We start from the raw sequence: 13,384 nt of genomic DNA, 5'->3' as shown, positions 1-13,384 counted from the left end.
CGGTGTTTTTGCTCAAAACGCCGGGGTGCCGCGCCGTCACGTGCCGGAGAACACCCCCAGCCCCGCGAGCATGACCAGCAGGATCAGCACCGGCGTGACCCAGCGCAGCAGCAGGCTCACGACGCGGGCCAGCCCCTGGTTGCCCAACTGCCCGTGGTTGGAGAGTTGCGCCGCGAATGCGCGCTCGCCCCAGGCCCAGCCGACGAAGAGGGCGATGGCGATGCCCCCCGCGGGCAGCAGCAGGTTGGACGAGAGGTAGTCCGCCCAGTCGAACAGGGTGCGCCCGCCCGGCTGGAAGGCGGCCAGCGTGCTCTGGCTCAGGGCGCAGCCCGCGCCCAGCAGCCCCAGGATCAGCAGCGTGAGCAGCGTGGCCCGGGGCCGGCTCAGGCCCCAGCGCTCGTGCAGGATGACGACCGGTACCTCCATCAGGGAGAGCATGGCGCCGGTCGCGGCGATAGCGGTGAGGAGGAAGAACGCCGCCAGCAGCACCGAGCCACCCGGCATCTGTGCGAACACCGCGGGGATCGTGATGAACACCAGGGATGGCCCCGCCGACGGCTGGAAGCCGAAGCTGAACACCGCGGGGAAGATCGCCATGCCCGCTAGCAGCGACACCGACAGGTCGGCCAGCATCACGCGCGTGGCGGTGGCCGGGATGTTCTGCTCGGCGGTGAAGTAGCTGCCGTAGGTCATCATCGTGCCCATGCCGATGGACAGCTTGAAGAACGCCAGGCCCATGGCGGTCAGCACCACCGCGGGCGTGATCTTGTGCCACTCGGGCGCGAACAGGAACGACAGCGCCTGGCCGGCGCCGGGCAGCGTCAGGCTGTAGCCGCCCAGCAGCACCAGCAGCAGGAACAGCAGCGGCATCAGGCGTTTGGTGGCCGCCTCGATGCCGCGGGTGACGCCCAGCAGCAGGATGCCGCCGATGAAGGCCAGCACCACCCACTGCCACAGCAGCGCCTGCACCGGGTCCCGCACCAGGGCGTCGAAGCTGGCCTGCGTCTGCACCGGGTCGCTGGACAGCAGGTTGCCCGAAAGGGCCTTGGCCACGTAGGCAAACACCCAGGCGACGACCTCGGAATAGAACGCCATGATCAGGAACGCCGCCGCCATGCCTGCCACGCCGATCAGCCACCACGGCGCGCCGCGGGGCTGCAACTGGCGCAGCGCAGAGATGGGATTGGCGCGCGCCTGGCGGCCGATGGCGATCTCGGCCACCATGAGCGGCAGGCCGATGAACAGCGTCGAGAGCAGGTAGATCAGCAGAAAGCCCGCGCCACCGTTGGCCCCGGTGAGCGAGGGGAACTTCCAGATGTTGCCCAGCCCGACGGCGGAACCCAGCGTGGCGGCGAGCACGCCCAGGCTGGAGGAGAAGGCGCCGCGGCTGGTGGTTGCGTGGGTGCGGGAGGCGTCGGTGCTTGAAGGGCCGGATTTGCTCATGATTTGATAGTGGTCTGCGCGCCTGGATTGTGCGCTACGGCCCAAAAACACCACGGGCCGTGAGTCGCCATCAGTGCGCGTGCGGGCGCTCCACCACCAGCTCGGACAGCACGCGCAGCAGCGCGCGGTTGACGTATTCCAGCTCCAGCTCATGCGTCTCGCACAGCTGGCGGATGGCGCCCGCGTCGTCGCTCTCCAGCGCGCAGGCCATCTCCAGGCTGGGGGCGTAGGGGCCGGTGCGCAGCACCGCGGCGTCGTACACCCGCTCGGACAGCGGCACGCGGCGCAGGATGGTGCCCAGAGGCTCGCGCAGCACCTCGTCCAACTGCGAGAACAGGCCGCTCAGGTACACCTCGCGGCGCAGGTCTTTGCCCACGCCAGCGTCCAGCAGGTGCTCGGTCAGGCGCGCGCGCAGCACCATGCTGGCGCGGATGGGGCGCAGATCGGGTTCGGTGGCAGCGTGCGGCAACTGGTCGGCCAGCCAGCGCCCCAGCGAGCCGTAGCCCATCATCACCAGACCGCGGCGCAGCGAATCCACGCCGGTGGACAGGCCGAGCGCAGCGGAGTTGGTGTAGACCATGAAGCGGTAGGCCAGCAGCGGATCCTCGCCCAGGATCTGCTCGAAGCGGTCGATGGACTGCTCGTCGTCGATGGCCTTCATGAGCTTGAGCACCACCTCGTGCGCGGGCTGGGGCTGGCGATGGCGCAGGCTGTAGAGCACGTCCTCCACGGGCCAGCCGGCCACGGCCAGCGCGCCGCCTTCGTCCAGGCAGTGCGTGAGCAGCGCGCGGCTGGCCACGTTGTCATACATCTGCCCGGCGATCAGCGGACTGCGCTGGCCGGCGGCACGGGGGCTGGCATCGCTGCGCCCCGCAGCGGCGGCCTGCAGGGCCTGCACGGCGTCGCTGCTGGACAGGTGCAGCAGGCTGTTGTCGAACATCCGCGCGGTGTCGGCGTCGGGCAGGTGGTCCAGCTCGCCGCGCCACACCAGGCGCAGGCCGCGGGCGTGGGCCTGGCGCGCGCGCTCGCGGATCGCGGGCACGTCCAGCCAGGCCTGGGGCACTTCGATCCAGGGCGCGCCGCGAGGGGCGTGCTCCAACAGGTCCACCAGCAGCTGCTGCGAGCGAGCGGACAGCAGCAGCGGCGGCGAGCTGGAGGTCCACAGTTCCTGGATGGTGCGCAGCAGGTGCGGCGCATCCACCAGGGTGGCGCCCTCGCTGTGAACGTACAGCTGGATGCCGGCCAGCCGGCGCGCGGCATTCCAGAGGGGCCGGTAGCCCAGCACCAGGCTGCCAAGAACGGATTGGACCATGGGGTAGAAGTGTGGTCAGAGCGGGATGCCGGCCATTGTCACGCCAGTCGCGCGGGCGCGCACGTGGCGAAACCCTGCGTGCGCGGCGTCAGCTGATGAAATTGAAGAGCGACAGGCGCTGCACCTGCGCGTAGGACTTGAGGGCGGCCTCGTAGCCCACGCTGGCGTTCTGGAAGTCCGAGATACCCTGCACCATGTCGAGGTCCTCCGCGCGCGAGCGGTCGGCTTCGAGCTGGATCGAGCGCTTGTCCTGGTCGCCGGTGATGCGGTCGGCGCGGTTGAGCAGCTCGCCCGCATAGCCGCGCATGTTGTGCAGGCGTTCCATGCCGGCGTCGATGTTGGCCAGGGCCTGGCCGACGGCCTGGGACGCGGCCACGCTGTCGGTGGCGTCGGTGATCCCGCGGATCGCGCTGTCGATGGTGCCCATCAGGCTGGAGCTGGGCTGCAGGGAAACGCTGTCGCCCGCCGCGGGCGTGCCCGTCAGGCTGAACGACATGACCGTGTCCGGGCCTTCGTTGATGGTGATGGGAATGGGCTGGCCGGTCTTGACGGGCGCGGTGGTCACGTTCGAGGTGGTCACCGTGCCGTCCTTGGCGGTCTTGGTCAACTTGTAGTCGACGACGGTGGTGCCCGCTACCGGGTCCACCGTGACGGTGTTCACGGCCAGCGCATACTGCGCGCCGTCCAGTGCCTCGCGGTTGGAGGTCGTGATGGCGCTCGTCACCAGGGAACTGCCTGCGCCGCGCGTGACGGTGGCGGTGTACACGCCGTCGCGCACCGGGTCGAACATCAGCGCCGCATGCCCGTCCACGGTGGTGGGAATCGACGTGCCGCCGCTGGCCGCCTGCCCGGGCAGCCCGGCGAACAGGTAGTCGGGGTTGCTCAGTAGCGGGCCGGTGAAGGGCTCCAGCGCACTGCCCAGCGCGCCCAGCAGCGGCACACCGTTGGTGTCCTTGCGGTTGATCACCTGCGTGAGCTGCTCGCGCAGGCTCTGGATCTGGTTGGCGTAGGTCTTGCGGTCCTCGGGCTTGAGCGCGCCGCCACCGGCGGCCACGACCAGCTGGCGAATCTCCTGCACCAGGCCCACGGCGTCGCCCAGGGTGGATTCGGCCTGTGCGATGGCGTTGCGCTGCACGTCCAGCGCGCGTTGCTCGGTCTGGATGCGGCTGATGCGCGTGAGCGCGCGCTCGGCCTGGGCGGCGGCCACGGGGTCGTCGCTGGGACGCACCACGCGCTTGCCCGCGGTGAGGTTCTCCTGCAGGTCCACCAGGGATTTCTGCCGCGCGCTGAGGTTGCGCAGCGTGGCGTCGTACATGTTGGCGGTGCTGACGCGATAGAAAGAGCTGCTCATGGCGGTTCCTTTCAGCGGCCCATGGTCTGGATCAGGTTGTCGAAAATGTTCTGCGCAATCTGCAGCATCTTGGCGGATGCCTGGTAGGCCTGCTGGTATTGGATGAGCCGCGCGGCCTCCTCGTCCAGGTTCACACCGGAGACGGCCGTGCGGCTGGCTTCCAGATTGCTGGCGATGGAGTCCGAGAGCTTGGCCGCGTACTGGGCGCTCTGCGTGCGCGTGCCCACCTGGGCCATCAGCCCGGCGTAGCCGTCGGACAGCGTGGACTCGTCGAACATCTTCACGTCGCGCAGCGCCATGAGGGCCGATGCGTTGCCGGCGTTGCGGGTGTACCAGTCGCCACTGAGCTTGGCATCCCCAACGGTTACCGTGTCCCCGTCCTTGGGGGTGCCCTGCAGAGTGATGGACCAGCCGTCGATCCGAATCGGCTCTCCTGGCACATAGGGAACGACGGTCGTACCCGGGGTGTAGGGTGCTGGCGGAGGAAGGTTCAGCGGCTGATCATTGGTACCCGTGATGACAAATCCTGAGGGTGGCCCGTCGCGGTACGTGAGCTGCACCCCTCCAGCGGGTGGGAGATTGAGCACGCCAGTGGCAACCACCTTGCCTGCAGTCGCATCCCAATGCTGGCCAGTGGCCTTCAGTTCCGCCAGTTGCAGCGAGCCCGCGTTGGAGGTGCCCATGGCCGAACTGATGGGGTTTGCCGCGGCCAGCTCGCGCGGCGAGTACACCAGTGCCTGTATGTTGGCCGCGGCGCTGGCAAAGGGCTTGAATAGCACGCGCTCGTTGACGGCGCCCGCGGTGCTGAACTTGAAGGTTAGCCCGTCCATTTGTGTACCCGCTGAGGCCATCAGATTCGCTACGTTGATGGTCTTGCCGTCGGATAGCCGAATGATTTGCCCTGGAACCTCGCCAGTGGGAGTGGGTCCCCCCGTAAACCGCACCTCGTAGTCCGATGCGGCGAACTCGGAGGTGCCCAAAGGCGTTTGAAAATCGATGAATCCTTGTGCCGTTCCGCTGGTATAGCCCGGCGCCTTATCGGGTTCGGAGAACAGTGGCTTGCCGGCCTGTCCGTCAAGTGTCAGGCCCATGCCCTGTTGGTAGTTCATCGTCCGGCCGATGGCCAGCGCCATGCGCCCCAGCAGGTTGCGCCCCTCGGCCAGGTCCTGGTTGGCAAAACGCAGCAGGCCGGCCACTTCGCCACCGCCCAGCATGCCCTCGTTCAGCTCCACGGGCGAACCGCCCGCGGGCTTGAAGAATAGCTGCGTGAGCTGGCTGCCCGGGAATTGCTGCGATTCGGCGATGAGTACCTCGCTGGCCTTGCCGCCCAGCACCAGCGCCTGGCTGCCGCCGATGAACACGCCCACCGTGCCGTCGTCGGCCGGGATCTGCGTGGTCTGGATGAACTGGTTGAGTTCCCGGATTAGCTGGTCGCGCTTGTCCAGCAGGTCGTTGGGAGTCTGGCCGTTGCCCTTCACGCGGGCGATCTGCTCGTTCACGTCCGCGATGCTCTTGGCCAGCGAGTTGACGCGCGTGGCGTCGTTCTGCAGCTGCTCGTTGACCGAGTATGCGATCTCCTGCAACTGCTCCGCGCTGCTGCGCATGCGCGCGGCCATCTCGTCCATGCGCGTGAGCGTGACGGTGCGCGCCGTGATGTCGGTCGGCGAGGACACCACGTCGGCCAGCGAGTTCAGCATGTCGGTGATGGCGGCGCCCAGGCCGCTGGTGCCCCCCTGGAACACGTCCTGCAACTGGCCGAGGCGCTCGGCGCGCACGGTGTCGCCCGCCTGCACCGCCTGTGCGGCCGCGGCCTGGCGCGTGAGCAGCTCGTTGTGATTGCGCAGGATGGTCGCCACCTGCACGCCGTTGCCGATGTAGCCTGAGCCGGTGAACTGGCCCTGCACGGTCTCCATTGCCACGTTCTGGCGCGAATATCCGGCCGTGCTGACGTTGGCGATGTTGTGCCCGGTGGTCTGCAAGGCGACCTGGTTGGCGAGGAGGGCGCGGGCGCCGACGTTCAGAAGACTCATGGTTCAGTGCGTTGGTTCTTATGGGTTCAGGCCTGCGTGCCGGATGCCTGGGCCAGCACGGGCGCGCTGGGGGTGCGCGCCACGCCCAGCGTGCTCTGGATGGCGCGGCTGAGCTTGGCGGCGTATTGCGGATCGGTGGCGTAGCCGGCCTTCTGCAGCTCCGTGGCGTAGGCGACGGCGGAATGGGTCTTCTCGCGCGCCTTTTCGTAGCGCGGGTTGTCGTTGATCAGGCGTGCGTAGTCGCGGAACGACTCCTCGAACGAGTCGTAGGCGCGGAACTTGGCGACCACCTTGCGCGGCGCGCCGTTGATGTATTCGGTGGTGGTCACCTCGGCCACCTTCCCGGTCCAGCCCTTGCCGGCCTTGATGCCGAACAGGTTGAAGGAGTTGCTGCCGTCCTTGTGGCGGATCTCGCCCTTGCCCCAGCCCGTCTCGTGCCCGGCCTGGCCCAGCATGAAGCTGGCGGGAATGCCGCTGCTGCGCGCCACGCGCTCGGCCGCCGCGCGGTGGTGCTGTACGAAGTCGTCACGGCCCTTGGGCGACGCCGCGCGCGGATTGTCGGCAGGCGCGGCCTTGCGCAGCGCGACGTCCATGCTCAGCGTGGAGCCCGGCACCAGCGTGGTCTGGCCGTCGCCGCCCAACTGGCGCGAGAGCTGGCGCTGGATGGCCTCGGCCAGCCCACCGGGCTGACCCGCCATCTGCACCGACAGCTGCTGGTCGAACAGGTCGCTGGCCAGGTTGCCCTCGGCGCCCTCCAGCAGGCCGGACTTCATCGTGGCCTCGCGCATGCTCTTGATGAGCTCGCGCATGAACAGGGATTCGAGCTGTTTGGCCGCCTCCAGCGTGGCGTCCTTGGTGGCCTGGGCGTCGCCCTGGCTGGCTTGCGCCTTGAGGCTGTTGAGTGCGCGGCCGTCCACGGCCAGCGCCTGGCGTACGGACGTTGCGCCTGCATTGGGGAGCGAAAGGCTCATGTCCACCTCCCGTCGCGCCGCACGCGGCATGGGCCTTGAATGGAAGCGGCGCCGCCGCGGGGAAGGACGCGCAGGAGCGGCATCAGATCACCTCCAGCTCGGCGTTGAGAGCGCCTGCGGCCTTGATGGCCTGCAGGATGGCCAGCAGGTCCTGCGGTGTGGCGCCCAGCGTGTTGAGCGCGCGCACCACGTCGGCCAGCTGCGGCGAGGCGGGCACCTGCATCACCTTGCCGCCGTCCTGCTGGATGGCGATGTCGCTCTTTTGCGCCACCACGGTCACGCCGCGCGACAGCGGGCTGGGCTGGCTGATGACTGGCGTGGTGCTGATGGTGATGGACAGGTTGCCGTGCGCGATGGCGCAGGGGCCCAGCGTCACCGCCTGGTTGAGCACGATGGAGCCGGTGCGCGCGTTGATGACCACCTTGGCCGCGGGCGTGGAGTCGGGCAGTTGCAGCTCCTCCAGCTCGGCGATGAAGTTGACGCGCGCGCCGGGGTCCTGCGGCGCGCGCACCTGCACGGTGCGCCCGTCCAGCGCCACGGCGGTATCCGGGCCCGAGCGTGCGTTGATGGCCAGCGCCACCTTGCGCGCGGCCTGGAAGTCCGAGGCATTCAGGCCCAGGGTGATGGTGTCGCTGTCGTGCAGCGGCGTGGGCACGGCGCGCTCGACCTGGGCGCCATCGGGGATGCGTCCAGCGCTCAGGTGGTTGATCTGCACCTTGCTGCCGCCGGCCGATGCGCCCGCCCCGCCCACCACCACGTTGCCCTGCGCCAGGGCGTAGATCTCGCCGTCCGCGCCGCGCAGCGGCGTGGCGATCAGCGTGCCGCCCTTGAGCGACTTGGCGTTGCCGATGGAGGACACCGCCACGTCGATCATCTGCCCCGGCTGGGCGAAGGCGGGCAGTTGCGCCGTGATCACCACCGTGGCCACGTTCTTGAGCTGCGGCGCCGTGGTGCCCGGCGGCAGGCTGATGCCCGCCTGCTGCAGGTAGTTGGACATGGCCTGCGCGGTGAACGGCATCTGCGTGGACCGGTCGCCCGTGCCGTCCAGGCCCACCACCAGGCCGTAGCCGGACAACTGGTTGCTGCGCACGCCCTGCACGGCCGCGATTTCCTTCAGGCGCACGGCCTGCGCGGGCGCGGCCAGGCCCAGGGCGGTGGCCAGGGCCACCAGGCAATGGACGATGCGGGAGTAGGGCAAGGCTTTCATGCCCCCGATTGTGGGCAGCCGGGCCTTTGGGCAATGCGCGGAAAAGCGGGGGCTTTTGGGGCGTTTATCGGCGCTGGGGCGGCGGGTGTGGCGTGGCTTGCCGGTGGCGCAGCGCTGATAGCAAAATTGGCCTCCAGCGCTTTACCATCAAGCGCTAGTAGCTATAAAAGTAATAGTTTACTTGCGCGTGCGCGCGGCCCTGGCGGGCGCTGCGGCATGGCGGATGCAGTAGTAGTAGCCGTTGGGCACGCTGGCCAGGTGGTTGGGCCGCGCGCGGCCCGCGCCGTCGTGCGCAAGCGCCGTGTCGTACAGGCCCGCCTGCACGTGGTACACGCCGGCCGGCTGCAGGGCCACGCCGCCGCCGTAGAAGCCCGCGGCCTCGGCGGTTTCCAGTTCTGCCGCCGTGGGCAGGGCGGCGTTCTGCGACTGGCAGTAGCGCAAGGCCGCATCGCGCGACACCAGCCGGTCGGCATGGCCCGGCGCGGCCGTGAGCCACTGCGCGCTGCCCAGCGGGTTCTGGTGGGCCGTGAAACGCGTGCCCTGGAAGTAGTCGAACAGGTCGCGCGCCAGCGCCTCGGCCAATAGCGGCGCGGGCGCCGTGGCGGTGAAGCTCTGCGACGCACCGCTGCGCAGCTTGACCAGCGTGGCCGTGGCCTGCACCAGCGCGCCGTCCAGCCGCGTGTAGGTGATGTAGGCGGCCAGCGTGATGCGGCCCACGCGGCTGGGAAGGTCGTCCCGTGCGGAGGGGCGCTGCAGCTGCTCGGGGGTGATGTCGGCGAAGTCGAAGCGCAGTTTGGGGTTGCGCGTGTTGATGCGCCGTGCTTGCCGGTCCAGCTCGGCGATCAGCTGTACGTTGAGGCTGCGCCCCAGCTCGGCCAGGGCCGCGCGCTCGTGGTGGGCCTGCAGGCCGTCCACCGCTTGCAGCGCGGCGGCCACCTTGGCGGGGTCGGTCTTGTCGGCATGCAGGTCGGCAATGATCTGGCGGTCCTGGCCGTAGTCCCCCAGGTCGGAGGCGCGGATCACCGGGATGTTGGGCCACACGGTGAAGGGCTGGTCCACCGGGTCGCGGAAGTCCTGCGCGCCCGCCGGCGCGCAGGCCAGTGCCGCCACCAGCGCGGCCGCGCGCAGGGCACCTGCCCACAAGCGTTGCAGCGTCATTTAGAACGGGCTGATGGTGTTGAACGCGCGCGCCAGCCAGCCCATGGCCTGGGCCTCGGCCTGCTCGCCCAGGCCGCGCGAGATCACGCGCACATTGGCCACGTAGCGCGAGTCGATCACGCTGCCCGGATGGCCGGGCTGGCCGCGGCGCAGGTGGCGGGGGTCGACGATGCCCGAGAAGCGCAGCACATCCACGCTGCGGTTCACGCCCACCTGCTTCTCGCCGGTGATGACCAGGTGGCCGTTGGGCAGCACTTCGGTGACGAGGGTGGTGATGTTGCTCTTGAACTCGTTCTTGCTGGCGGTGTTGCCGCTGCCGTTGAAGGTGTTCTCGTAGCCTGCGCCCAGGCCCGATCGCGCGGCCAGCTTGCCCACCGTGGAGGGGGCCAGCAGCGGCAGCGCCGTGATGCTGCCCTTGGTGTCGCCGTTGCGGTTGACGTTGGACTTGGTGTCCTGCTTGGCGTCGATGCTCTCCAGGATCTCGATGGTGACCATGTCGCCCACCAGGCGCGCGCGTTGATCCTCGAAAGCAGGCCGGTAGCTGGCGGCATGGAACAGGCTTCCCGAGGCCGGGCCGGCGGGGCGCGGCAGGGCGGCGATCGGGGGCGGTGTGGTGGGCAGCACGTCCACCGGCGGGGGCGGGTTGATGCTGGCGCAGCCGGCGGCCAGCGCGGCAGCGGTGGCCGCTGCCAGAAGGCGCAGGAGGGAGGTGGTCATGGCAGGGTTCCTTGTCATGCGGCTCACAGCTGCGACAGCTTGGCCAGCATCTGGTCGGACGTCTGGATAGCCTTGGAATTCATTTCGTAGGCGCGCTGGGTCTGGATCATGGTGACCAGTTCCTCCACCACGTTGACGTTGGAGTTCTCCAGGAAGCCCTGCTTGATGATGCCCAGGCCGTTGGTGCCCGGCTCGGCCTGCTGCGGCGCGCCGGAGGCGGCGGACTCGCGGTACAGGTTCTGTCCCACGGGCTCCAGGCCCGCGGAGTTGATGAAGCTGGACATGCCCAGCTGGCCGATCTGCTGGGGGTTGGGGTTGCCCGCCACGGTCACGCTTACCATGCCGCGCTCGCTGATGCTGATGCTCTTGGCGTCCGCCGGCACGGTGATGCCGGGCGCCACGGGCAGGCCGCTGGAGGTGACCACGCGGCCCTGCGAGTCGAGCTTGAACGCGCCGTCGCGCGTGTAGCCGGTGGTGCCGTCGGGCAACTGGACCTCAAAGAAGCCGTTGCCGTCGATGGCCACGTCCAGGCTGTTGCCCGACTGCTGCAGGCTGCCCTGCGTGAAGTTGCGGCTGGTGGCGACCACGTTCACGCCCAGGCCCAGGTGCAGGCCCGTGGGCAACTGGTTCTCCTCGGTGGTTTGGCTGCCGACCTGGCGCAGGTTTTGGTAGATCAGGTCCTCGAACACCGCGTTGTTGCGCTTGAAGCCCGTGGTGGACACGTTGGCGAGGTTGTGCGAGATCACGTCCAGCTGGGTCTGCTGGGCGGTCATGCCGGTCTTGGCGATCCACAGCGAATTCATCATGGCGGTAGTCCTTCAGGGTTAGCCGTTGAGGCTCAGCAGCTGGCCTGCGCTCTTGTCGTCGCTCTCGGCGGTCTGCAGCAGGCGCATTTGTTGTTCGAACTGGCGGGCGGCGGCGATCATGCCGACCATGCATTCCACCGGGTTCACGTTGGATCCCTCCAGCACGCCCGAGCGCAGGCGCGCGTTGGGGTCGGCGGGCAGCGGGTCGCCGCCGGCCGTGCGGAACAGCCCGTCGTCGCCGCGCTTGAGCGGGTTGTCCGCCGCGGGCGTGGCCAGTTTCAGGCGGGCCACGGGCTGGGGTACTTCGCCCGCCAGGCGGGCGGTGATGGTGCCGTCGGCGCCCAGCGTCACTTCGGCATTAGGGGGCACGTCGATGGGTGCGCCGCCGTCCGAGAGCACGGCCATGCCGGTGCTGGTGACCAGCTGTCCGGCGGCAGTGACCTGAAAGGACCCGGCGCGCGTGTAGGTTTCCACGCCGTCCAGACCCTGCACGGCGAACCAGGCATTGCCCACGGCCATGGCGTCCAGCGGACGGCCTGTGGTCTGCGCGGGGCCGGGGGTGTCCACATGGCCCGAGGTGGCCTCCAGCGCGAACACGCGCGTGGTGGAGCCGCCGCCTTGCAGCGGCACCGAGCGGAAGTTGGACATCTCGGCGCGAAAGCCGGTGGTGGAGGCGTTGGCCAGGTTGTTGGCCAGCACCGCCTGCCGGTGCGCGGCGGCATTCGCGCCGGTCATGGAGGTGTAGATGATGCGGTCCATGGCGTGGCCTCGGCGTCAGTGGGTTATCAGCGCAGGTTGACGAGGGTGGACATCACCTGATCCTGCGTCTTGATGGTCTGGGCGTTGGCCTGGTAGGCGCGCTGGGCGGTCATCATGTTGACCAGCTCGGCCGTCAGGTCCACGTTGGAGTCTTCCAGGGCGCCGGCGCGCAGCGCGCCGAAGTTGCCATCCGTGGGCGCACCCAGCACGGGCTGGCCCGATTCGTAGGTCTCCACCCAGTTGTTGCCGCCCACGGCCGCCAGGCCCTGCGTGTTGCGAAAGCTCGCCAGCGCGATCTGGCCCTCGGCACGCGTCACGCCGTTGGAGTAGCGGGTCATGATCATGCCGTTGTTCTCGACATTGATGCCCGTGAGCTCGCCCGAGGTGTAGCCGTCCTGCGAGAGTTCGGAGACGGCGAACTTGGTGCCGAACTGGGTGACCTTGTTCAAGTCCAGCGTGACAGGGTAGGAGCCTGGCGCGGGGTTGCTGCCCGGCGCCGTGGGGCTGTTGGGGTTGGCCGGGCTGGGGTTGACCATGAGCGCCAGCTCGAACGACTGCTTGGCGGCCGCGGGCGCATCGGTCAGGTCGGCCACCCCGAAGGTGCCGCCCGCGGGCGACGTGCCGCCCGCGTAGTCCACCAGGTTGTCCTTCAGGCGGGCGGAGGCCACGAGGCTGTTGGTGGGCGCGTCCGAATAGGTGAAGTCCCAGGCGTCTTCGGGGTTGGTGAAGCTCAGCGTGGTCTCGCGGATGGCATACACGCCCTGGTCGTCCGGGCCGTAGAAACGGTAGGTGAAGGACGTGGGGAAATCGTCCTTTTGCGTCAACGCCGGGTCCGCATTGGCGACCGAGGTGGCCACGGGTTCCAGCGTGGCGGCCACGGCACCGTTCTTGTCGGCAATCAGGCGGCCAGTGATGGCCGGGACCGTCGGCGGCGTGGTGGTCAGGTCGTCCAGCTGGTTGTAAATGTCCCAGGTGTTCGCGCCGTTCTTCTCGAAGTAGAAGGACAGCGGCGTGGCCACGCCCTGGCTGTCGTACACGTTGAGCGAGGTGCCGTAGGTCGTGCGCGGCGTAGCCGCCACGGGTGGGGTGGCGCCCGGGTCGCCCTTGGCGTTGGGCGTGCGGGCATCCAGGTTGAAGGCCGTCTTGATGGCCGTGGTCTGCCGGGCCGGGATGGGCGCCGTGGTGGGGAAGGTCAGCGGCACGGCGGTGCTGGAGGTGCGCAGGCCGGTCACGGGGTCGATGGGGTAGCCCATGACCTGGGCGCCGTCATTGGTGACCACGTTGCCCACGTTGTCCAGCTTGAAGTTGCCGGCGCGCGTGTAGGCACGCGAGCCATCCGGCATCTGCAGCGTGAAAAAGCCGTTGCCGTTGATGGCCACGTCCAGGCTGTTGCCCGTGACGGTGAGGTTGCCCTGGTTGAACTGCTGCGCAATGGCCGACACCTCTACGCCGATGCCGGAGTTGGTGCCGCTGGCCGCGCCGATGGCCGAGGCAATCATGGCCGCGAATTCGGTGCGCGAGGCCTTGAAGCCCGTGGTGTTGGAGTTGGCGATGTTGTGGCCGATCACGTCGAGGTTCTTGGCCGACGCGTTCAGGCCCGAGAGGCCTTGCTGGAAACCCATGGTGTTCT

The 13,384-nt window shown here is 68.9% G+C and carries 11 protein-coding genes; all 11 read right to left on the bottom strand.

Features of this window, described 5'->3' with window-relative positions; all coding sequences use genetic code 11:
* Positions 1-36 precede the first annotated feature (36 nt).
* Positions 37-1,443 carry a sodium-dependent transporter gene (locus tag DTPSY_RS15600; RefSeq protein ID WP_015914374.1) on the bottom strand — a complete coding sequence of 469 codons (1,407 nt, stop codon included), beginning with the start codon at positions 1,441-1,443 and terminating at the stop codon, positions 37-39.
* Positions 1,444-1,513: 70 nt separating this feature from the next.
* Complete coding sequence (locus DTPSY_RS15595) at positions 1,514-2,755, bottom strand: HDOD domain-containing protein (protein ID WP_015914373.1); 1,242 nt, start codon at positions 2,753-2,755, stop codon at positions 1,514-1,516.
* A gap of 88 nt (positions 2,756-2,843) precedes the next feature.
* A complete protein-coding gene (gene flgL / locus DTPSY_RS15590) occupies positions 2,844-4,106 on the bottom strand; it encodes a flagellar hook-associated protein FlgL (protein ID WP_015914372.1) in 1,263 nt (420 codons plus the stop codon).
* Between the two features lie 11 nt (positions 4,107-4,117).
* Positions 4,118-6,136, bottom strand: coding sequence for a flagellar hook-associated protein FlgK (gene flgK / locus DTPSY_RS15585; protein WP_015914371.1), 2,019 nt, complete (start codon positions 6,134-6,136; stop codon positions 4,118-4,120).
* A 26-nt stretch (positions 6,137-6,162) separates the two neighbouring features.
* Positions 6,163-7,107 carry a flagellar assembly peptidoglycan hydrolase FlgJ gene (gene flgJ / locus DTPSY_RS15580; RefSeq protein ID WP_015914370.1) on the bottom strand — a complete coding sequence of 315 codons (945 nt, stop codon included), beginning with the start codon at positions 7,105-7,107 and terminating at the stop codon, positions 6,163-6,165.
* Between the two features lie 82 nt (positions 7,108-7,189).
* Positions 7,190-8,314 carry a flagellar basal body P-ring protein FlgI gene (locus DTPSY_RS15575; protein ID WP_015914369.1) on the bottom strand — a complete coding sequence of 375 codons (1,125 nt, stop codon included), beginning with the start codon at positions 8,312-8,314 and terminating at the stop codon, positions 7,190-7,192.
* A 177-nt stretch (positions 8,315-8,491) separates the two neighbouring features.
* Positions 8,492-9,472 (bottom strand): hypothetical protein, encoded by a 981-nt coding sequence (locus tag DTPSY_RS15570; protein ID WP_015914368.1) that lies wholly within the window; start codon positions 9,470-9,472, stop codon positions 8,492-8,494.
* On the bottom strand, positions 9,473-10,189 hold the full coding sequence (locus DTPSY_RS15565; protein ID WP_015914367.1) for a flagellar basal body L-ring protein FlgH: 717 nt from the start codon (positions 10,187-10,189) through the stop codon (positions 9,473-9,475).
* A gap of 23 nt (positions 10,190-10,212) precedes the next feature.
* Entirely contained in the window at positions 10,213-10,995 is a 783-nt protein-coding gene (gene flgG, locus DTPSY_RS15560; RefSeq protein ID WP_011806919.1) for a flagellar basal-body rod protein FlgG, read from the bottom strand.
* A gap of 18 nt (positions 10,996-11,013) precedes the next feature.
* Positions 11,014-11,754, bottom strand: coding sequence for a flagellar basal body rod protein FlgF (locus tag DTPSY_RS15555; protein WP_011806918.1), 741 nt, complete (start codon positions 11,752-11,754; stop codon positions 11,014-11,016).
* 26 nt (positions 11,755-11,780) lie between these two features.
* Positions 11,781-13,376, bottom strand: a complete 1,596-nt coding sequence (locus DTPSY_RS15550) for a flagellar hook protein FlgE (RefSeq protein ID WP_015914366.1) — start codon at positions 13,374-13,376, stop codon at positions 11,781-11,783.
* Positions 13,377-13,384 lie beyond the last annotated feature (8 nt).

Source organism: [Acidovorax] ebreus TPSY (assembly GCF_000022305.1).
In the GTDB taxonomy this organism is placed as follows: Bacteria; Pseudomonadota; Gammaproteobacteria; order Burkholderiales; family Burkholderiaceae_C; genus Diaphorobacter; species Diaphorobacter nitroreducens.
The sequence above is the reverse complement of the archived record's forward strand: the minus strand, read 5'-3'. Positions and strand labels throughout refer to the sequence as shown.

Coding starts and splice junctions, on each gene's coding strand:
- DTPSY_RS15575 (WP_015914369.1), bottom strand. CDS start 8,314: ATGAAAGCCTTGCCCTACTCCCGCATCGTCCATTGCCTGGTGGCCCTG.
- flgG (WP_011806919.1), bottom strand. CDS start 10,995: ATGATGAATTCGCTGTGGATCGCCAAGACCGGCATGACCGCCCAGCAG.
- DTPSY_RS15595 (WP_015914373.1), bottom strand. CDS start 2,755: ATGGTCCAATCCGTTCTTGGCAGCCTGGTGCTGGGCTACCGGCCCCTC.
- flgL (WP_015914372.1), bottom strand. CDS start 4,106: ATGAGCAGCTCTTTCTATCGCGTCAGCACCGCCAACATGTACGACGCC.
- DTPSY_RS15555 (WP_011806918.1), bottom strand. CDS start 11,754: ATGGACCGCATCATCTACACCTCCATGACCGGCGCGAATGCCGCCGCG.
- DTPSY_RS15565 (WP_015914367.1), bottom strand. CDS start 10,189: ATGACCACCTCCCTCCTGCGCCTTCTGGCAGCGGCCACCGCTGCCGCG.
- DTPSY_RS15600 (WP_015914374.1), bottom strand. CDS start 1,443: ATGAGCAAATCCGGCCCTTCAAGCACCGACGCCTCCCGCACCCACGCA.
- flgJ (WP_015914370.1), bottom strand. CDS start 7,107: ATGAGCCTTTCGCTCCCCAATGCAGGCGCAACGTCCGTACGCCAGGCG.
- DTPSY_RS15550 (WP_015914366.1), bottom strand. CDS start 13,376: ATGGGTTTCCAGCAAGGCCTCTCGGGCCTGAACGCGTCGGCCAAGAAC.
- DTPSY_RS15570 (WP_015914368.1), bottom strand. CDS start 9,472: ATGACGCTGCAACGCTTGTGGGCAGGTGCCCTGCGCGCGGCCGCGCTG.
- flgK (WP_015914371.1), bottom strand. CDS start 6,136: ATGAGTCTTCTGAACGTCGGCGCCCGCGCCCTCCTCGCCAACCAGGTC.